We start from the raw sequence: 20,038 nt of genomic DNA, 5'->3' as shown, positions 1-20,038 counted from the left end.
GCGGAGACGGACATGGAACTGATCACCCGTAGCGGCGCCGCGGCGGCCACCCGCGCCACCCTGCGCCTGCATCCCCAGGACGATGTGCTCATCGCCCGCCAGCCACTGGTACCGGGCCTGGAACTGCCGGAGGAGGGGGTGCGGGTTCGCGAACCTGTGCCTGCCGGTCACAAGGTTGCCGTGCGTCCTATAGCGGTGGGCGAGCCGGTACGACGCTATGGTCAGATCATCGGCTTCGCCCGGGAGGCCATCACCGCGGGCAGCCACGTCCACGTGCACAACCTCGCCATGGGCGACTTCACCCGGGAGCATGCCTTCGGCATCGAGGCCCGTGGCGCGCCGGTGCCGATCGAGCGCAGCTTCCGGGGCATTGTCCGTGCCGATGGTCGGGTGGCGACCCGCAACTACATCGGCATCCTCACCTCGGTGAACTGCTCGGCAACGGTGGCGCGAGCGGTGGCCGACCACTTTCGACGAGACGTCCACCCCGAGGCGCTGCAGCCCTATCCCCATGTCGACGGCGTGGTAGCCCTGACCCATGGCGTCGGTTGCGGCATCGATACCCAGGGCGAGGGCATGGCGGTGCTGCGCCGGACCCTGGGCGGCTACGCGGCCCATGCCAATTTCGCCGCCGTCCTGTTCATCGGCCTGGGCTGCGAGGCCAACCAGATCCCCACGCTGCTGGCTGACCAGGGTCTCGCCGAGCATGCGGGGCTGCGCAGCCTCAACATCCAGGACAGCGGCGGTACCACCGCCACCGTTGCTCGCGGCATTGAAGCCGTAAAAGCCCTGTTGCCTGCGGCCAACGAGGTGGAGCGCGAGCCGGTCAGCGCCCGGCATCTGATCCTTGGTCTGCAATGCGGCGGATCGGACGGCTATTCAGGCATCAGTGCCAATCCGGCGCTGGGCCGCGCGGTGGATCTGCTGGTGGCCGCCGGCGGCACCGCGATCCTTTCGGAAACCCCGGAGATCTACGGCGCCGAACACCTGCTCACCCGCCGCGCCGCCAGCCCGGCGGTAGGTGAGCGACTGGTGGAGCGCATCCGCTGGTGGAAGGACTATTGCGCCCGTGCGGGCGCCAGCCTGGACAACAATCCGTCGGCGGGCAACAAGGCGGGTGGTCTCACCACCATCCTGGAGAAATCCCTCGGCGCCGTGATCAAGGCCGGCTCCACCGATCTCATGGCGGTCTATGGCTACGCCGAACCGGTGCGCACCCCCGGCCTGGTGTTCATGGACACCCCTGGCTACGACCCCGTCTCGGCCACCGGCCAGGTGGCGGGCGGTGCCAACCTCATCGCCTTCACCACCGGACGCGGTTCCGCCTATGGCTGTGCACCGACGCCATCGCTCAAGATCGCCACCAATACCCGGCTCTGGGAGAGCCAGCGTGATGACATGGACGTGGATTGCGGCGGCCTGGTCGATGGCAGCACCACCCTGGAAGAGCGCGGCGCCTTCATCTTCGAGCGATTGCTGGCCCTGGCCTCGGGAGAGCGTAGCCGTAGCGAGCTGCATGGCTATGGACAGAACGAGTTCGTGCCCTGGCAGCTGGGTGCGGTGACCTGAAGGGTGCCCCACTCGCCTGATAGACAGCGGGCACCTGCATCCCCTTGGAGAAGGGCGCCGCCTATTGGTGGAGGCTGCCAAGCGGAAGCAGGGGCTCGACGTCCTGGAATGACGCGATGAAGCCTATCAGGCTCAGCCATCCCGGCTGCGGGGCAGGTGCCAGACTTCGGCCCCGCAGCGAACGCTGCAAGGATGAAAGGGGTGTGGCGACGGAGATAGCGACCACCAGATGGCCGCGCCAGTCGCGATCGTTACCGGAGAAGTAGCCTTGCTGCTGTAACAGCAACCCGTCGTCGAGTAGCGCGCCGCCCAGGGCAGCGCGCCATCGGCGTCAGGCCGATTCGCCGTCCGCGGGAGCGGCGACGGGTTCGGTGGCTTCGGGCTCGGCGGGCGAGGCCGTTTCAGCCTTTGCCTTGGCCTGCTCGCGGCGGGCCTGGGCGCGCTGGCGGCGCGCCTGCTGCTTGGCATAGACCGCCTGGGAAGCGGTCACGCTGCCTGCCGGCTGGCCATTCAGGTCCAGACGGGGCGCGTCCTCGGTCATGGCCGCCCAGTAGCGAGTGCCGCGACACCAGGTGGCGATGGCCTGCTTGAGCTGGTCACCGGTGATGCCCAGCCGCTCCAGGTGCTGCTCGGCGTCTTTCAGGATGCCTTCCTTGAGCGGCACCTTGGGCGCAGGGTTGACCGGGAAGGCCAGCGGGAAATGCTTTTGCAGGCGGCGGATGCCCTCGACCACCGGATCCTGCTCGCGGGGCTTGGCTTTCGGTGAAGGTCTCCGCGCCGGCCGCTCTTTGCTCTCGGTCGTTACCTGCGCTTTCTCGGCCCGCAGGCGGTCGCGTAGTTCAGCTAGTTGCTCAAAGCCCATCGTTCAGCTCACCGCTCCAAATAGAATTCACGTGCAAGGGTAACCCATGCCGGGCTTGGACCGCGCCCTTTGCAAATCGGCACGGCCAAACCGGTTAGCTCGTCATTCTAAAGGCTGGCCTGCCGATAAGGCATCCTTGAAAGTGTCCTTCCCGGCGGATGGTGGTCCTGACGGGCGTTTTCTAGCTACCACCGGTCAGGCGCGATACCTACTGCGTCTTTGGAAAAAAGTCCGAACATCGGCTGGAGAATACCTGCTGCGCGGGGCCGACCCTGTCGAGCCGGTACCTGAGGCTGCGGCGCGACGGCTGAAATTCCTCGCCGGCCTGGGCAACCTTTCGCCAGCGCCTTAGCCGGCGAGATAGGCGTCGGTGGATTCCAGGCTCGCATAGGCAAAGGCCAGCGCCGCCATCAGGGCGGCATGCACCTGGGCAGCCGGCACCCGGACGCCTTCGAATTCCAGATCGAGGGTGGCGCAGGCATCGTGGATCACCGTCACGGCGTAGCCCATGTCGGCCGCGGCCCGGACGCCTGCATCGATGCACATATGGCTCATGGCGCCCACCACGACGAGCGAGCCGATACCCCGCTCGTCCAGCAGCTGCTTCAGGTTGGTTTCCCGAAAGGCATTGGGATGATGCTTGACCACCACCGGCTCGCCTGCCTGGGGCGTGACGGCCGCCTGGATCGCGACGCCCTCGCTGCCAGGCACGAAGATCGGTGCCTCGCTGCTGAGCGATTGATGCTGCACATGGATCACCGGGACGCCCTGGTCGCGGGCGTTGGCGATGATCCGGGCGGCGTTGGCGACCGCGGCCTCGATGCCGTCGAGGGGCAATTTGCCGGTGGGGAGGTATTCGTTCTGCAGATCGATGACGACGACGGCGTGCTTGCTCATGTCCAGCTCCTCGGAAGATGCTTCAGGTCTTGGGTCCGGTCATGATTGGCCAGCCGCGCCGGCAGGCGAAGGGGCGTGACCGACAACATCAGGGGTGCCAGCGACACATGCACGATCAACCACCGGTCGAACTCGGTCTGCTGCTCTATCCCGGCGTACAACTGGCGACGGTCCACGGCCTCACGGATCTGTTCGAGATCGCCGGGCGCCTGACCGGGACCGCGGAGGATGCCGAGCGCCCTCGATTGCGCGTCAGCCACTGGCGGCTGGAGGAGGGCGAAGCGGCACCCAGGCGGGTCTACGACTCGCTGTCGGCAGCGAGCGGCTCACCCAGCGTGCTGATCCTGCCACCCAGCCTGGCTGAGCCGATCACACCGGAGGCTGCTGCGCCCTATCGCGAGTGGCTACGTCGCCAGCACCAGAGCGGCGTGCGTCTGGCCTCGATCTGCGCCGGCGCCTTTCTGCTGGCTGAAACCGGCTTGCTCGACGGTCGCACCGCCACCACCCACTGGCTCTATGTCGAACGCTTCAACGCGCGTTTCCCTGGCGTCCGCCTGGACGCCGACCAGCTCCTCATCGATGGCGAGGATCTCGTCACCGCGGGCGGCCTCATGGCCTGGACCGACCTCGGCCTGCGCCTGGTCGATCGGTACCTGGGCGCCAAGCGGATGCTCGATACCGCACGCATCCTGGTCATCGACCCGCCGGGTCGACAGCAGCGCTACTACAGCGCCTTTTCGCCGCGCCTGAGCCATGGCGACAGCGCCGTCCTCGCCGTTCAGGAGTGGCTGCAGGAAACCGGCGCCCAGGACATCGCCCTGGCTACCCTGGCCCAGCGCGCCGGACTCGAACAGCGCACCTTTCTACGCCGCTTTCGCCAGGCGACCGGCATGACCACCACCGCCTACTGTCAGCAATTGCGCGTCGGCCGCGCCCGGGAGCTGTTGCAGGCCAGCCGTCTGCCCCTCGAACGCGTCGCCTGGGAGGTGGGCTACAGCGATCCGGGCGCCTTCCGCAAAGTCTTCACCCGTGTCGTGGGACTGAGCCCGGGGGATTACCGGCGGCGGTTCGGGGGTGTGGTGAGGGCAGGGCGGTGAGGCCCGCTCTCGCTGCAACGCGCGCTCATCCGCGAGTCTAGCCAGCACCAGACCGCCGTCTGCTGCTCTCACCCGAACCCATCAGGCTTGCTGGATCGGCAGGCTTCATGGTTCCACCAAAGGCGTCTCGTCTTGTCGGTTGAACCGAGCGCTGGCGATCGGCCTCCACTGAAGGAGACAAGACAGGGGTGTCTGGACTAGACCAGGCATCGACTCGCTTCGCGACGACCGACTCCGCAGGTGCCAATGCGTCAGGATCCAGACTTCCAGTTGCTGTTCGAAGGACTTCCCCATCTGGTGCTGGTGCTCTCTCCGGGCCCTGACTTCATCATGGTGGCAGCCAACGAAGGACGCCTGCGCGGCACCAATACCCGTCGCGAAGACTGCATGGGGCGGTCGGTATTCGAGGTGTTCGGCCGTAATCCCGACGGCAAGTCGGAATTCGGCGCCGGCGTGTTGCGCGCTTCGCTGGAGCGGGTGATGCAGAGCCGTGAGCCTGATCGCATGGCGGTGACTCAGTACGACATTCCGCGGCCGGCCAGCGAAGGCGGCGGCTTCGAGGTGCGTTACTGGAGTCCGTTGAACGTTCCGGTGCTGGACGACCAGGGTGAGGTGATCTACATCATCCACCAGACCGAAGACGTCACCGAGCAGGTGCTGGCCCAGCAACATTCCCGCCCGAGTCTCAAGCTCGCCGACGAACGCTTTCGGGCGGCGCTGCTTGCCTCCGAAGCCGGTATCTTCGACTGGTACCTCGACGAATGTCGCTTCTATTGCGATAGCGCCCTCCAACAGCTTTTCGGCCTGCCCGATGTCCTGACGACGAATCCCATCGAGCGCTTTCTGGACTTCGTGCATGAGGGCGACCGGGACGTGCTACGCGGATGCCTGGCCGATTGCCTGCGGGGGAAGGATTTCACTGTCGAGTTTCGGCTCCAGCGCGGGGCAGGAGAGCAGTGGCTGCTGAGCAAGGGCAAGGTCTTTCACGATGCTGCTGGCCAGCCGTCCTATGTGACCGGCACCTGCGCCGACATCACCGCCCGCAAGCGGGCCGAGAAGGCGCTGTTCGAACTCAACGAGACGCTGGAAGCGCGCGTCGCCGCCGAGGTGGCCGAGCGTTCTCGGGTGGAAGACACCCTGCACCAGGCGCAGAAGATGGAGGCAGTCGGTCAGCTCACCGGTGGTATCGCCCATGACTTCAACAACTTGCTCACGGGCGTCATTGGCAGCCTGGAGCTGATGCAACGGCGCCGACGCGGTGGCGATGCGAGTGAGGACGAGCGCTACATCAACGCGGCGGTCACCTCGGCCCAGCGGGCGGCGGCGCTTACCCAGCGGCTGCTGGCGTTTTCCCGTCGGCAGACCCTCGATCTCAAACCGCTCGAGGTCAATCCACTGGTGGCCTCGCTGGAAGACCTCCTGCATCGCACGACCCGGGAAAACATCGCCATCCAGACGCAGCTGGCCGCCGGCCTGTCGCTGGTGCGGATGGATGCCAACCAGCTGGAAAGCGCCATCATCAACCTGGCCATCAATGCCCGCGATGCCATGCCCGATGGCGGCACCATTACCATCGGCACCTCAGCCGTGCACCTCACCGCAGAGCAGGGCGCGGCCATGGAGCTCAAGGAGGGTGACTACGTGATGCTCTCCGTCGCCGATACTGGCCTGGGCATGACTCCCGAGGTGCTGGCCAAGGTCTTCGAGCCCTTCTACACCACCAAGCCGATCGGGCAGGGCACGGGCCTGGGGTTGTCCATGGTGTATGGCTACATGCGCCAGGCCAATGGCGCCGTCCGTATCCTCTCGCAACCGGGGAAAGGGACAAGGGTGCAACTCTACATGCCGTGCCTGGGTGGGGAGGTGGGCATCCTCGCGGTCGAGGAGCGGAAGGCTGCACCTCTGGGAGGCGGCGAGGTGGTCCTGGTCGTCGAAGATGAGGCCGTGGTTCGCTCCCTGATCCTGGAGGTGCTGGGTGAACTGGGCTACCAGACCCTGGAAGCAGCGGATGCCCAGGAGGCCATACCCTTCCTGGAGAATCCTCAACGCATCGATCTGATGATTTCCGATGTGGGTTTGCCTGGCATGAATGGCCGCCAACTGGCGGACCTGGCTCAAGCCAATCGTCCGGAGCTCAAGGTGCTGTTGGCGAGCGGTTATGCGGAAGGCTCGAACGTGAGTGGTTATCTCGCCGCCAACATGGAGATCATCACCAAGCCCTTCGCCATCGATACCCTGGCCAACAAGATCAGCGAGATGCTGAATCCGGAGGGTTGAGGCCGGGTCTGCGTTGAGGCGTGGCTGCCGGGCTTGCGTCTGGCGGCGCCCCTGAGGCGTAAAGACCGTTCCGGCGCTCTGGCAACGAACCGCAAAGGGGAACGTTACCCGTTCTTGGTCAAAGGCGCTTACTAAAGACGGCGTTACCCCGCCTTTTCATAGACGGCAACGCTCCAGTAGCCACTACCGCTATTGCCAGTTTCGGCCCAGCCGCCACGCTGCAGCTGCCTGGCGATCAGGCGGTTCATGAAGCCGTGTCCCAGCAGCAATACGCTTCCCGGGGTGCGCCCGGCCAGCGCGGCCAGCTGATCCGCCGCCTGGTGCGCCCGCTCCTTTGCCTGGGCATAGGACTCTGGCTCCTTCGCCAGCCCGCAGAGCCAGAGCAGACGAAAGACGAACGCCCAGGAGAAGGGCGACAGGCGCAGAATCGGAACGCTCACTACGGGCAGCGCTGCCTCGCAGAAGACCGAATCCCTGATGGTTGGTGCTATGCCCAGCGCGGCGAGAGAGGTCAGGGCGCGTGGGGCAGTGCTGGTGGCTGTCAGGCCGATATCCCTGACCGCGGCTATTGCCTCCGAAGTGGGGGCATCCGTGCCTATTTCGGACCGATCATAGTCCGCGATCCAGCGCGCCATGGCAGCGGAGGCCATGGCGGGACAGCTCTTCAGCGCCGGCTTGCCATGGCGCATCAGTATGATTTTCATCGAGCTTGGCCATTTAACGAAGATGATAAGGTTGCAGTCATGGGTAAGTCGCTGGAATCATGCTTCGGCCGGCGCTATCCATTCTTCTGGCGATAAGTTTCTATAAGTTTGCCGACGTGGTTCTAGGTTATTACAAAGAGCGACTGCAAGCTCATGATCTTCAGGTTAAAAACGTCGCAATTTGGAGAAGTACTTTGACATCAATGGCTTATAAGCGTTGATAGTGCGTTCGTAGTATTTTTGTTGTTTGTTCTTCATGATATACACGCGCTCGTTTATTTGGTCTTAATTGCTGTTTGGCGTTCTGGAGTATTTATTTTGCAAGGGATGTTGATGAGGCTGGGAGTGGGGTTGTCGTGTTTTGGGGGGCTCCTGTTGAGTTCGGCAGTAGCGGCCACCTGCGTCGAGCATCCGCCACTACAACTGCAGATCGCGGGCGACAGCGCCCTGGACAGCCAGGCCCAACTGGTCTGGAAGCGTTGTCTGCTGGGAACGAACTGGAACGCACGGACCAAGGGTTGCGAGGGTGTGGCAAAGGGGTACTCGCAGAAGGAGGCCCAGCGCGCCGCTCAGGCTGTTCTCGGCGGGTGGCGCCTGCCCACGGAGCCTGAGCTGGAGACCCTGTTGGTGGAAAGCTGCGCGGGCCTGAAGCTCGATCGACGCGTCTTTCCCAATGTCGCAGCGGCGGATTTCGGCGAAGGCGCGAAGATCTGGACGAGTTCGGAGGCCTTGCCGGGAATGTTCTACTTCCTCAATTTCAGCGTTGGCGGTCTGGACATGCACTCCGCTGGCTTCGGTCTTGGCGTCTTGCTGGTCAAGGATGCCAAGGGCAAGAGTCAGTAAGGGCTGACCACGGGCGCGGCGGGCTGGATGCCCAGGCTCACGCTGATCGCGCCTACACCAGCGGCTCGGCGATCCGCTCCAGCAGTTCAGGCCCTTCGTTCTTCACGCTGCCCACGGCCTTGCCGACCGGATACCAGTCGAAGGCCTCCACTGGCGTTCCTTCGATCTCACCAATCTCGGCGGCGCGCTCCATGGACAGGTCAGGGTCCAGCCATTCTCTGGCAACGGTCGGGGGCAGGACCAGGGGGCGGCGGTCATGGATATCGACCATGCCGGCGTCGGAAGCTTCGGTGACGATGACGAAGCCATCATCCTCCTGGGGTGCCTGGTCTGTCGGCCGGAAGTGGCCGATGGCGGCGAAGAACAGCGGCTCGCCGGATTTCAGCTGGATGAAATAGGGCTGCTTGCGCTTCGGGTCCTCAGGATCCTTTTTCCATTCGTACCAGCCGTCCGCGATCACCAGGGCGCGGCCCCTTTGCCAGAGGCCGCGAAACATCCGGCTGGTGGCCGCCGTTTCGACGCGGGCATTGATCACGGGTGGGCGCTTGGCGTGGCGCGCCCAGGCGGGCTGGTAGCCCCAGAGCATCGGGTCCAGGTGCAAGCCATCCTCCTGCTGATTGAGCAGCAGCACCCGGGTGCCGGGTGCCACGTTGTAGCGGCCCAGGGCGCGAGGTTCCAGGCCGGTGCGGACGTCAGCCGCATTGGCACCCAGGGCGTCCAGATAGTCGAGAGCGTAACGGTACTGGGCAAAGCGGCCACACATGGGCGCCTCCTGGGGCAAGGGATCAAGGCGAGTGGCGCTTTTGGCGCTGGCCTGGACGGTCCGCAAGCGGAAGTCCACTGCCCGCTGTTCGCCGAGGCAACCTGTCAGAGGCTTGGACAGTGACGTTTGGCTGAAGTACCCGCAGCGTCCGCGCCGGCCTCATCATGAAAACGAGACCGGTGGTGGCTGATCGGGAGGAGGGCCTTTGCACAGGTCGTGGCCAGGCACCGCCCGTAGTGAGGAAGGGCCACCGCGGTCCTGCTCGGGCGATCTTCAGGCGAGTGAGCCTGCAGGTAGGCAGAGCATGGCTAGTTCCACCCCTCGCCATCTTTGAAATTTCTTGCAAAACATTTGAACACCAGCCGGTCGTGCCTAGTCTGCCAGTGGAGAACAACAAACCTGGCGGATAAGACGCATGAAGTCCTGGCTCCTGACGAAACCCCGGTTATCCGGCTTGCTCATCCTACTCCTCGGCATACTGCTGGCCGCTGGCGGGGCCTGGCTGCTGCTGTTGGGCGGCAGCGCCTATTACCTGGTTGCTGGCATAGGCCTCTGCCTGACCGGCGGCTTGCTGATGAAGGGGCGCCGGCTGGCGCTGTGGGTGTATGGCCTCGTCTGGCTGGGCAGCGTGCTGTGGGCGTTCTGGGAGGTTGGCCCCGACGTCTGGAAGCTCGAACCCCGACTCATGCTACCGACCCTGCTGGGGCTCTATCTGCTGTTGCCCTTCATCCGTCGGCGCCTGGACGGCAACCACAGGGTGTCGGGGGCAGGCTATGTGATCGTTCCCCTGGCCGCCGCGGCCCTGGTCGGCGGTCTGTTCTTCGCCCATCCCTATCCGCCAGACCAGCCTCTGGCAGCCGTCGCGCCAGGTAGCCAGGTGACTACCAATGCCTCGGGTGTCGCCGAGGGTGACTGGAATTTCTATGGGCGCACCGCCGAAGGCGAGCGCTGGTCGCCGCTGGCGCAGATCACGCCTGACAATGTCAGCCAGTTGCAGGAAGCCTGGACCTACCGCACGGGCGATCTGCCCAGGGGCGACGAAAACAAGCACGGCTACGAATTCAACTTCGAGGCCACGCCGATCAAGGTTGGCGACACCCTCTACTTCTGCACCCCGCACCGGGAGGTCATCGCCCTCGATCCGGATACCGGCGAGCAGCGCTGGCGCTTCGATCCGCGCGCCGATACCTCGAACAATGCCTACCTGGCCTGCCGTGGCGTGGCCTACTACAAGGCCCCCGAAGGAACGGCGACGGCCTGTCCGGAGCGCATCATCTCGTCGGTGGGCGATGCCCGCATCATGGCTCTCAATGCCCGTACCGGGGAGCTGTGCCAGGACTTCGGCAAAGGCGGTTATGTCTCGCTGCGGCAGTATCTGGGCGAGGTACCCAAGGGCTTTCACTTCGTGACCTCGCCACCCCTGGTGATCCACGACCGCGTGGTGCTCGGGGGCTGGATCTATGACGGCCAGAAGACCAACGAGCCATCAGGCGCCGTGCGGGCCTTCAACCCCATCAATGGCGAGATCGTCTGGGCCTGGGATATCGGCCATCCGGACGATCCGGTGGTCCATCCGGCGCCAGACCAGACCTTCACCCGGGGCACGCCCAACGCCTGGGGCGTCTATACCGCCGATGTAGCGCGCGGGATCATCTACCTACCCACCGGCAATGCGGTGCCCGACTACTACGGCGCCGAGCGCAGACCTTTCGACGAGAAGTATTCCAGCTCCCTGGTGGCGCTTGACGTGGACACGGGTGCGCCGCGCTGGAGTTTCCAGACCCTGCACCATGACCTCTGGGACATGGACGTACCCATAGGGCCATCGCTGGTGGACCTGCCGGACGGCAAGGGCAAGAGCGTCCCCGCGCTGGTGCAGACCACCAAGCGCGGCGAACTCTTCATGCTCAATCGGGTGACCGGCGAACCCATCGCCCAGGTCGAGGAAAAACCGGCCCCCCAGGGCGGGCTGCCGGAGGAGCATGTCGCGCCGACCCAACCCTATTCGACGGGCATGCCCACCTTCGCGCCGCCGGAGATCAAGGAGTCCGACACCTGGGGCGTGTCGCCCCTGGACCAGTTGCTGTGCCGGATCGAATTCCGCCAGATGAACTACAAGGGCGCCTTCACGCCCTTCGAGCTGGACAAGACGACCCTGGTGTATCCGGCGTTCGACGGCGTGATCGACTGGCATGGCGCCTCCATCGACCCGGAGCGCAAGCGCCTCTATGCCAACCTCAGCTACATCCCCTTCAAGGCCGAGGTCTATGCCCGGGCGGATGCCGAGCGCGAAGGGCTGGTGGAGCCCTGGGACGGCAAGGGCACACCGCCGCGGCCGAAGAAGTTCGCCATCAACCCGCAATACGGCACGCCCTACGTGGTCAAGGTCGATCCCTGGCTCGGCCTGCTCGGTGCGCCCTGCAAGGCGCCGCCCTGGGGACAGCTGGCGGCCGTGGATCTGGAATCCCGCACCCTGGCCTGGCAGCATGACGTGGGTACCACCCGCGACATGGGTCCTCTGGGCCTGCACATGGCGCCGCCGTTCCCCACCGGCATGTTCAATATCGGCGGCCAGATCAATACCCGCTCGGGGCTGATCTTCATGGGCGCCACGGCGGACAACTACCTGCGGGCCTTTTCCGCGGCCAGCGGCAAGGAGCTCTGGAAGACGCGCCTCCCCGCGGGGGGGCAGGCGACGCCCATGACCTACACTGGGCGTGATGGTCGCCAGTATGTGGTCATCGCCGCAGGCGGTCATGGTGGTCTGGGCACCAAGGCAGGGGACTACGTCAAGGCCTACGCCTTGCCTGGGAATGCCCACTAGCGCGGCGGTCATGCAGCACCATCCCCAAGACCATGGCCACGACGAAACCCTGGACCTTGGCGATACCCAACCCCAGGCCTGCCAGCGCGGGCCCGGGGCATAGCCCGGCCAGCCCCCAGCCAAGGCCGAAGATCAGAGCGCCCAGTAGCAGGCGGCGGTCGACAGGTACGGTGGGCGGCAGGTGAAAGGCGCTGTCGAGCAAGGGCCGCGCCAGCCGGCGCTGGAGCTGGACCGCGGGCAGCGCCACCAGCAGGGCGCCGCCCAGCACGAACAGCAGGCCAGGGTCCCAGTGTCCGCTGGCGAGATTGAGAAAACCCAGCACGCGGGCGGGATCGAGCATCCCCGAGAGGGCCAGGCCGCTACCGAAGAGCAGGCCAGCCAGCAGCGCTACGACCAGTCGCCACGATTTCATCGCAGCAGCCCCAGCAGGGTGGCCGTGGCCAGGCCACAGGCCAGGAAGACGGCGGTGGCGGCCAGCGAGCGGCGGGAACCGCGGGCCACGCCGAGAATGCCATGGCCCGAGGTGCAGCCCGAACCCAGCCGCGTCCCGAAACCGACCAGCAACCCGGCCAGTAGCAGTTGAGGCCAGGTCGCGTCCACGGTCAGGGAGGGAGGCGCGTGCAGGCCGCTCACCAGCAGCGGTCCCAGCACTAGGCCCAGCACGAAGACCAGGCCGGTGCCGGCCTGCTGTCCGCCGAGCAGCCGGCCGAAGATCCCGCTGATGCCGGCGATCCGCCCATTGACCAGCAACAGCAGGCTGGCGGCCAGGCCCAGCAGCAGGCCGCCACCCAGGGCGGGCATATAGGAGACGAGGATCATGGTGTCTGGCTCTCGGGCTGGCAGAAGATCTGGTAGAGCGCCTGCAGCAGCTGGGCGGCCTTGTCTTCGGTGAGCCGGTAGAAGATCTGCTTGGCCTCGCGGCGGGTGGTGACCAGGCCAGCCTCGCGCAGCACGCCGAGTTGTTGGGAGAGGGTGGGCTGGTGGATGTCAAGGCGGGCTTCCAGTTCGCCGACCGCGTACTCACCTTCGGCGAGGGCGCAGGCCAGCAGCAGGCGAACCGGATGCGCCAGGGTCTTGAGCAGGGCGGCCACCTCCCGGGCGCGGGTCTGCATGTCCTGGGGGGAGAGGACCGCGCCTGGGGTGGGTCTGGTAGGTGGAGTGGTCATGAGCAAGCCCGACTTATTCAATATACAGTTTTATATAATGTATATTGTCTAGCTGGCAAGTCGGGGTTTTCGGGCGGCCCAGGCTCAGGGGTGGCGCACGGTCAGTCGATCAGCGACCGGGCGAAATCGCGATAGCTGTGCAGCGGGCGCCCGAGCATTTGCACCAGCCGCTCACGGTCCCCAGGTTGCGGCAGCATGCCGTCGCTGACATAGCGCTCGGCCATGAGTCTCATTTCGTAGGCCATCCAGGCCGGCATGAAGGTCGCCATGTTCTGCTCGAAGCCGCGCGGATCGTCACCGGCGTAGTGGATGGGGCGGCCCAGCAGTTCGCTCCAGATCGCCGCGGCGCCTGCGCCGGTGAGGCTGTCCGGGCCGACCAGGTTGATCGTTTCGCTGGGCAGCTTGTCGATCGCCTGATCGCGGCGAATGAGTTCGAGGGCTGCGACCTCGGCGATATCCCGGGCGTCGACCATGGCCACGCCCTTGCTGCCGATGGGCATGGGATAGATCCCATGCTGCAGGATGACGTCCTTGATCACGACCTCGTTGTCGATGAAGTAGGTGGGCCGCAGGACGGTGGCACTGAAGCCCATGGCTTCCAGCATCCGCTCGCCGCCGAATTTCACCGCGAAGTGCGGCACGTTGACCGCGGTGTCAGCGCCAAAGACCGAGAGATAGACGATCCGCTCGACCCCGCTTTCCCGGGCGATGTTGAGGGTGATGAGCGCCTGGGTGAATTCGTCGCCGGTCACGGCGTTGAGTAGGAAGAGGGTGGAAACGCCAGCGAAGGCGCTGCGCAGTGAATCCAGATCCAGCAGGTCGCCGCGAATGACTTCCACCGCCGCGGGGAAAACGGCGTTGGCCGGATTGCGTGTCAGCACCCGGACCTTGGCCTGGCGCTGTACCAGTTGGTGGACGAGGTGGCGGCCTACGCGGCCGGTGGCGCCAGTGACGAGGATGGTCATGTCGGTAACTCCAGGTGGGTGAGGGGTGGAGCCACCTTAAGTCGTCCCATCTTTCGCCAATAGCCGCTAGGATAGGGACATACCGTTCCATTATTGAGACATCCTGATGGACTTCAGCTTGCTGGCGGATTTTCAGCTCATCGCCACTCATGGCGGCATTGGCAAGGCCAGTCGTGCCAGTGGCCGACCCAAGGCCAGCCTGTCGCGGCGGCTGGCCGAATTGGAAGAGGCGCTGGGGATACGCCTGATCGAGCGCGGCGGGCGCAGCCTCGTCCTGACGCCTGCCGGTGCTGAATTGGCGGCCCGTACCCTGGGGCCGCTGCGCGAGTTGCAGGAGGCGCTGGCGGCGGTGCAGGAAGGGGTGGCGGTGCCACGCGGGCGGTTGCGCATCGCGGCGCCGCTGCTGTTCTCCCAGGTGGCGCTGGGCCGGCTGAGTGCGGATTTCCGGCGGCAGTACCCCGAGATCCTCATCGAAGTGGTGGCCGAGGATCGCCTGGTCGATCTGGTGGAGGAACACTTCGACCTGGCCATTCGTATCAACCCCGCGCCCGACAGCTCCCTGGTGGGTCGCTGCTTCGCCCGGGACCGCCGGGTGCTGGTCGCTGCGCCGGGCCTCGAAGGCCCTCTGGCGTCCGGCGCCGAACCTGCACCTCTGCCTGCGGTGGTCATGCCCGGCCAGCGCGAGGGCGAGGTCTGGACACTGACGGAGGATGGGGAGCGCTTCCTGCCCCAGCCGGTCTTGCAGCTGACTTCGCTGCTGACCATCCGCGAGGCGGTATTGGCCGGGGCGGGTGCGGCGCTATTGCCGCTCTCGCTGGTTCAACGTCAGCTGGACGAAGGCGCGCTCAGGCGCTGGGGCACCCTCGCCGGTGAGACCGAACTCTGGGTGTTGCACACCTCGCGACGACTGCAGAGCCCCAAGGTGAAGGCCTTCGTCGACTTCCTCTGCGCACGGTATCCAGACGGCACCTTTCTGCTGGACTAGCGACTGACGACGCCTGCCCCGTGGTCCACGGAACGACGGCCTGCATATCGCCCGCGCCCCTTTGTCCGGATAATGGCGGCCAATCTGTCTTCAAACCGGAAAGCTGTGCATGGAAATCAAGGTCAATTTTCTCGACAACCTGAGGCTCGAGGCCAAGTTCGACGACTTCTCGGTGATCGCCGATCAGCCCATCCGCTACAAGGGTGACGGCTCGGCCCCCGGTCCCTTCGACTATTTCCTGGCGTCCTCGGCGCTCTGCGCGGCCTATTTCGTCAAGCTCTACTGCCAGACCCGCGACATTCCCACCGACAACATCCGCCTGGCGCAGAGCAACATCGTCGACCCGGAGAATCGCTACAAGCAGACCTTCAAGATCCAGGTCGAGCTGCCGGCGGATCTCTCCGACAAGGATCGTCAGGGCATCCTCAGATCCATCGACCGCTGCACGGTGAAGAAGGCGGTGCAGGCCGGTCCCGATTTCATCATCGAGGCGGTGGAGAGTCTGGATGCCGATGCCCAGGCCCTGCTGTTGCCGAGCGATACCGGCAGCGAGACCTACATTCCCGGCAAGGACCGGCCGCTGGAAGAGACCATCGCCAAGCTCTCGGGCATCCTGGCCAACCTGGGCATGAAGGTGGAGATCGCCTCCTGGCGCAACATCGTGCCCAACGTCTGGTCGCTGCACCTGCGCGATGTGCAGTCGGCGCTGTGCTTCACCAACGGCAAGGGCGCGACCAAGGAAGCGGCCCTGGCCTCGGCGCTGGGCGAATTCATCGAACGCCTCAACTGCAATTTCTTCTACAACGACCAGTACTGGGGCGAGGACATCGGCAACGCGGCCTTCGTCCACCACCCCGACGAGCGCTGGTTCCAGCCGGGCCCTAAGGATGCGCTGCCCCGGGAAATCCTGGATCGCCATTGCCGCAAGATCTATGACCCGGAAGGCGAACTGCGCGCCTCGCACCTGCACGACACCAATTCCGGCAACGTGGCACGCGGCATCTGCGCGCTGCCCTTCGTGCGCCAGTCCGACGGCGAGGTGGTGTACTTCCCCTCCAACCTGATCGAGAACCTCTACCTCAGCAACGGCATGAGCGCGGGCAACACCCTGGCCGAAGCCCAGGTGCAGTGCCTGTCGGAAATCTTCGAGCGGGCGGTGAAGCGCGAGATCCTCGAAGGCGAACTGGCGTTGCCCGACGTGCCCGAGGCGGTGCTGGCGCGCTATCCCGCCATCGTTGACGGCATCCGCGGCCTGGAGGCCCAGGGCTTTCCGGTGCTGGTCAAGGATGCTTCCCTGGGCGGCGAATTCCCGGTGATGTGCGTGACCCTGATGAATCCGCGCACCGGTGGGGTGTTCGCTTCCTTCGGCGCCCATCCACGCCTGGAGATCGCCCTGGAGCGCAGCCTCACCGAGCTGTTGCAGGGCCGCAGCTTCGAGGGCCTCAACGACCTCCCGCAGCCGACCTTCGAAAGCCAGGCGCTGATGGAGCCGAACAACTTCGTCGAGCACTTCATCGACTCCAGCGGCCTGGTCTCCTGGCGCTTCTTCAGCGCCAAGGCCGACCATGACTTCGTCGACTGGGATTTCTCCCACGAGGGCGAAGATTCCACCGCCCAGGAGGCCGCCACCCTGTTCGGCATCCTCGCCGAGCGCGATCTGGAAGCCTACATGGCGGTGTACGAGGAGTTGGGCGCGCCGGCATGCCGCATCCTGGTGCCGGGCTATTCGGAGATCTATCCGGTCGAGGACCTGATCTGGGACAACACCAACAAGGCGCTGGCGGTGCGCGAGGACATCCTCACGCTGCACCAGCTGGACGATGCGGCCCTGGAATCCCTGCTCGAACGCCTGGACGATACCCAGGTGGACGACTACACCCGCATCGCCACCCTGATCGGCGTGGAGTTCGACGAGAACACCGTCTGGGGCCAGCTGACCGTGCTGGAGCTCAAGCTGCTCATCCATCTGGCGCTGCAGCAGTTCGAAGAGGCCAAGGAAGAGGTGGAGACCTTCCTGCAGTTCAACGACAACACCCTGGAGCGCGGCCTGTTCTACCAGGCGCTCAATGCGGTGCTGGAAGTCGAGCTGGACGACGAACTGGAACTGGCCGACTTCGAAGTCAATTTCCGCCGGATGTTCGGCAACGAGCGCCTGGACGCCGCCCTGGGTTCGGTCTCGGGCGAGGTGCGCTTTCATGGCCTGACGCCCACCAGCCTCAAGCTGGAAGGCCTCGACAAGCACCTGCGGCTGATCGACAGCTATCGCAAGCTGCACGCGGCGCGGGCCAGGGCGGCTGGGATTACGCTCTAACGGAAAGCCCCGCCCGGACCCGGGCGGGGCTTTCCTGGCGGTCAGCAGACCGCGATATGGGAATCCGCGCGCGGCTCGGTGCCGCCGCAGAGCACGCCGGTTTCCGGATCTCGGACGATGATCTGGCCGCGGCCGAAATCGGTGGAGTCGTGGGCGATCTCGATCTGGTGACCGCGCCGCGCCAGGCCGCTGGCCAGGGCCCGCGAAGCGGCCTGTTCGATGCCGACCTTCATCTCTCCCAGCCACTGCCAGCGCGGCGCGTCCAACGCTGCCTGGGGATTGAGGCCGAAGTCCACCAGGTTCATCACCATCTGCACATGCCCCTGGGGCTGCATATAGCCACCCATGACGCCGAAGGGGCCAATGGGCACGTCACCCTTGCTCAGGAAGCCCGGGATGATGGTGTGGAAGGTCTGCTTGCCCGGCGCCAGGGCGTTGGAGTGCCCGGCATCCAGGCTGAATTCCGAACCGCGATTCTGCAGGCCGATGCCGCTGTCGGGCAGTACCACGCCAGAGCCGAAGCCGTGGTAGGCACTCTGGATGAAGGACACCATGTTGCCCTCGCCATCGGCGGTGGCGATGTAGACGGTGCCGCTGGCCTGGGGATCGCCATGCAGCGGCGGCTGGGCCTGGTCGGTGATCTCGGCGCGGCGGCGGTCGGCGTAGGCGTCGTCCAGCAGGACGCTGGCGGCGACTCTCATGTGCTCGGGATCGGTGATGTAGTGCAAGCCGTCGGCATAGGCCTTCTTCATGGCCTCCAGCTGGCGGTGCCAGGTGAGCTGGCTGTCGCGCTGATCGAAGTCATAGCCCTTGAGGATGTTCAGGGTCATGAGGGCGATCAGGCCCTGGCCACTCGGCGGAATCTCCCACACCTGATAGCCACGGTAGTCGACCTTGATCGGCTCCACCCAGCGCGGCTGGTAGCCGGCCAGGTCCGCTGCGCTCAGCTGGCCGCCGCTGGCCGCGGCATGATCCGCCAGGCGCTTGGCGATGGCGCCCCGGTAGAAGCTCTCGCAGCGGGTCTGTGCCAGTTCCTCCAGGGTGCGGGCCTGGGCGGGGTTGCGAAACAGCTGGCCGGCGACCGGTGCCTGGCCGTCGATGAGGAAGGTGTCGAACCAGGCCGCAAGCTCGGGCGATTGGTCCCGGCTGGCCTGGTACTCGGCCTGGGCGATGCGCCACTGGTGGGCGACCACCGGCGACACCGGGAAGCCGTCGCGGGCCAGGGCGATGGCGGGTTCGAACAGGGTGGCGAAGGGCAGCTTGCCGAAGCGACGCGACAGCTCGGCCCAGGCCGCGGGGCAACCCGGCACCGTGACCGGCAGCCAGCCGTGCACCGGCATGCGCTCGTGGCCGGCGGCCTTGACCGTGGCGATGTCGAGGCTGGCCGGGGCATGGCCGCTGGCGTCCAGGCCGTGCAGCTGGTCCTTGATCCAGACCAGGGCGAAGGCATCGCCGCCAATGGCGTTGCCGGTAGGTTCCACCACGGTCAGGGCCGCGGCGGTGGCGATGGCCGCGTCGATGGCGTTGCCGCCCTGGCGCAGCATGGTGATGCCGGCTTCGGCGGCCAGCGGCTGGGAGGTGGCGACCATGCCATTGCGCGCGAAGACGCTCTGGCGTTGCGAGGCGTAGGGGTAGTCGTGGGCAGAGAAATTCAGCATGGCAGGCTCTTCGAGGTCATTGTCCGGTCTTGATGCGGGTCCACTCGCGGGTCATCAGCCGCTGGATCTGCGGCGGCAGATCGGCGGAGACGTAGAGGCGCTCGGCGATGGCCTCGCTCGGGTAGATGCCCGGGTTGTCGCGCACCTTGGCATCGAGCAGGGCGGTGGCGTCGCGGTTGGGATTGGCATAGCCGACATAGTCGCTGACCGGGGCGATCACCTCGGGGCGCAGCAGGTAGTCAATCAGTGCCAGGGCGCCCTTGGGGTTCTTGGCGTCCTTGGGGATGGCGAGCATGTCGAACCAGAGATTGGCACCTTCCCTGGGGATCACGTAGCGCACGTCGCTGGTCTTGCCGGCTTCCCTGGCGCGGCTCTGGGCCTGCATGACGTCGCCCGAATAGCCCATGGCCACGCAGACGTCGCCGTTGGCCAGGTCGGTGATGTACTTGCTGGAGCTGAAATAGGTCACCGACGGCTTGAGCTGCTGTAGCAGCGCGGAAGCCTTGCGGTAGTCCTCGGGCTTCTGGCTGTTGGGGTCCAGGCCCAGGTAGTGCAGGGTCTGGGCGAAGACCTTTTGCGGCGCATCGAGCAGGGCCACGCCGCAGCCCTTGAGTTTGGCCAGGTTCTCCGGCTTGAACAGCAGGTCCCAGGAATCCACCGGGGCGCCGTCGCCCAGGGCGGCGCGGACCTTGGCGGCGTTGTAGCCAATGCCTACGGTGCCCCAGAGGTAGGGCACGGCGTAGCGATTGCCGGGATCGGCCGCTTCCAGGCGCTGCATGAGCCGTGGATCCAGGTGCTGCCAGTTAGGCAGCCGGCTGCGATCCAGCGGCTGGTAGGCGCCCGCCTTGATCTGCTTGGTGAGGAACTGGTTGGACGGCACCACCAGGTCATAGCCGGAGTGGCCGGACAGCAGCTTGGCTTCGAGCATCTCGTTGGTGTCGAAGACGTCGTAGCGCACCTGGACGCCGCTGGCCTCGGTGAACTGCTTGAGGGTGTCCGGACCTATGTAGTCCGACCAGTTGTAGAAGCGCACCTCGGACTCGGCGGCCTGAGCCAGGGGCGTCAGGCAGAGGGCGAGGGCGGCCAGCAGGGGACGAACAGTCATGAAGGTCTCCGG

General features: G+C 65.6%; 17 protein-coding genes. 7 read left to right on the top strand and 10 right to left on the bottom strand.

Translation table 11 applies throughout. The annotated features are described in order from the left end of the window. The first annotated feature begins 12 nt into the window (after positions 1 to 12). Complete coding sequence (locus tag ACWPW1_RS12980) at positions 13 to 1,569, top strand: UxaA family hydrolase (protein ID WP_454253119.1); 1,557 nt, start codon at positions 13 to 15, stop codon at positions 1,567 to 1,569. 331 nt (positions 1,570 to 1,900) lie between these two features. Here ACWPW1_RS12980 and ACWPW1_RS12975 read toward each other — a convergent pair whose 3' ends face one another. Then, a complete protein-coding gene (locus ACWPW1_RS12975; RefSeq protein ID WP_454253118.1) occupies positions 1,901 to 2,431 on the bottom strand; it encodes a ProQ/FinO family protein in 531 nt (176 codons plus the stop codon). Positions 2,432 to 2,779: 348 nt separating this feature from the next. After that, positions 2,780 to 3,328: a cysteine hydrolase family protein gene (locus ACWPW1_RS12970; RefSeq protein WP_454253117.1), complete on the bottom strand. Its 549-nt coding sequence runs from the start codon at positions 3,326 to 3,328 to the stop codon at positions 2,780 to 2,782. Between the two features lie 107 nt (positions 3,329 to 3,435). Between ACWPW1_RS12970 and ACWPW1_RS12965 the strand changes: the two genes are divergently transcribed. Further along, positions 3,436 to 4,425 (top strand): GlxA family transcriptional regulator, encoded by a 990-nt coding sequence (locus tag ACWPW1_RS12965; RefSeq protein ID WP_454253116.1) that lies wholly within the window; start codon positions 3,436 to 3,438, stop codon positions 4,423 to 4,425. A 246-nt stretch (positions 4,426 to 4,671) separates the two neighbouring features. After that, positions 4,672 to 6,702, top strand: coding sequence for an ATP-binding protein (locus ACWPW1_RS12960; RefSeq protein WP_454253115.1), 2,031 nt, complete (start codon positions 4,672 to 4,674; stop codon positions 6,700 to 6,702). A 143-nt stretch (positions 6,703 to 6,845) separates the two neighbouring features. Here ACWPW1_RS12960 and ACWPW1_RS12955 read toward each other — a convergent pair whose 3' ends face one another. Further along, positions 6,846 to 7,352, bottom strand: a complete 507-nt coding sequence (locus ACWPW1_RS12955; RefSeq protein WP_454253114.1) for a hypothetical protein — start codon at positions 7,350 to 7,352, stop codon at positions 6,846 to 6,848. A 429-nt stretch (positions 7,353 to 7,781) separates the two neighbouring features. Here ACWPW1_RS12955 and ACWPW1_RS12950 point away from each other — a divergent pair, with 429 nt between their 5' ends. Continuing rightward, positions 7,782 to 8,249: an Lcl C-terminal domain-containing protein gene (locus ACWPW1_RS12950; protein ID WP_454253113.1), complete on the top strand. Its 468-nt coding sequence runs from the start codon at positions 7,782 to 7,784 to the stop codon at positions 8,247 to 8,249. Between the two features lie 52 nt (positions 8,250 to 8,301). Here ACWPW1_RS12950 and ACWPW1_RS12945 read toward each other — a convergent pair whose 3' ends face one another. Further along, entirely contained in the window at positions 8,302 to 9,012 is a 711-nt protein-coding gene (locus tag ACWPW1_RS12945; RefSeq protein ID WP_454253112.1) for an SOS response-associated peptidase family protein, read from the bottom strand. A gap of 415 nt (positions 9,013 to 9,427) precedes the next feature. On the opposite strand from ACWPW1_RS12945, the gene ACWPW1_RS12940 reads away from it, so the two are divergent. Further along, entirely contained in the window at positions 9,428 to 11,836 is a 2,409-nt protein-coding gene (locus tag ACWPW1_RS12940) for a membrane-bound PQQ-dependent dehydrogenase, glucose/quinate/shikimate family (protein WP_454253111.1), read from the top strand. Here the strand turns inward: ACWPW1_RS12940 and ACWPW1_RS12935 are convergent. From ACWPW1_RS12935 to ACWPW1_RS12920, 4 genes are all read right to left on the bottom strand, one after another. After that, positions 11,802 to 12,248: a DUF6691 family protein gene (locus tag ACWPW1_RS12935; RefSeq protein ID WP_454253110.1), complete on the bottom strand. Its 447-nt coding sequence runs from the start codon at positions 12,246 to 12,248 to the stop codon at positions 11,802 to 11,804. The two genes, ACWPW1_RS12940 and ACWPW1_RS12935, sit on opposite strands and share 35 nt — an antisense overlap. Continuing rightward, positions 12,245 to 12,655 (bottom strand): YeeE/YedE family protein, encoded by a 411-nt coding sequence (locus ACWPW1_RS12930; RefSeq protein WP_271655087.1) that lies wholly within the window; start codon positions 12,653 to 12,655, stop codon positions 12,245 to 12,247. The genes ACWPW1_RS12935 and ACWPW1_RS12930 overlap by 4 nt, the downstream gene beginning before the upstream one ends. Continuing rightward, positions 12,652 to 13,002, bottom strand: coding sequence for a sulfite-sensing transcriptional repressor BigR (bigR, locus tag ACWPW1_RS12925; protein ID WP_423815125.1), 351 nt, complete (start codon positions 13,000 to 13,002; stop codon positions 12,652 to 12,654). The genes ACWPW1_RS12930 and bigR overlap by 4 nt, the downstream gene beginning before the upstream one ends. Positions 13,003 to 13,103: 101 nt before the next feature. Further along, a complete protein-coding gene (locus tag ACWPW1_RS12920) occupies positions 13,104 to 13,967 on the bottom strand; it encodes an SDR family oxidoreductase (protein ID WP_454253109.1) in 864 nt (287 codons plus the stop codon). A gap of 106 nt (positions 13,968 to 14,073) precedes the next feature. Here ACWPW1_RS12920 and ACWPW1_RS12915 point away from each other — a divergent pair, with 106 nt between their 5' ends. Both ACWPW1_RS12915 and ACWPW1_RS12910 read left to right on the top strand, forming a co-directional pair. Continuing rightward, positions 14,074 to 14,952 (top strand): LysR family transcriptional regulator, encoded by an 879-nt coding sequence (locus ACWPW1_RS12915; RefSeq protein ID WP_454253108.1) that lies wholly within the window; start codon positions 14,074 to 14,076, stop codon positions 14,950 to 14,952. A 109-nt stretch (positions 14,953 to 15,061) separates the two neighbouring features. After that, positions 15,062 to 17,263 (top strand): OsmC domain/YcaO domain-containing protein, encoded by a 2,202-nt coding sequence (locus ACWPW1_RS12910; protein ID WP_454253107.1) that lies wholly within the window; start codon positions 15,062 to 15,064, stop codon positions 17,261 to 17,263. Between the two features lie 41 nt (positions 17,264 to 17,304). Here the strand turns inward: ACWPW1_RS12910 and ACWPW1_RS12905 are convergent, their stop codons facing one another. Together ACWPW1_RS12905 and ACWPW1_RS12900 are read right to left on the bottom strand one after the other, a co-directional pair. Then, complete coding sequence (locus tag ACWPW1_RS12905) at positions 17,305 to 18,921, bottom strand: gamma-glutamyltransferase family protein (protein ID WP_454253106.1); 1,617 nt, start codon at positions 18,919 to 18,921, stop codon at positions 17,305 to 17,307. Positions 18,922 to 18,937: 16 nt separating this feature from the next. Beyond that, positions 18,938 to 20,026, bottom strand: coding sequence for a polyamine ABC transporter substrate-binding protein (locus ACWPW1_RS12900; RefSeq protein WP_454253105.1), 1,089 nt, complete (start codon positions 20,024 to 20,026; stop codon positions 18,938 to 18,940). Positions 20,027 to 20,038: the final 12 nt, after the last annotated feature.

This window comes from Pseudomonas sp. Marseille-Q7302, assembly GCF_965111925.1.
Note: the sequence above shows the minus strand (reverse complement) of the source record. Positions and strands in the feature narration are given on the sequence as shown.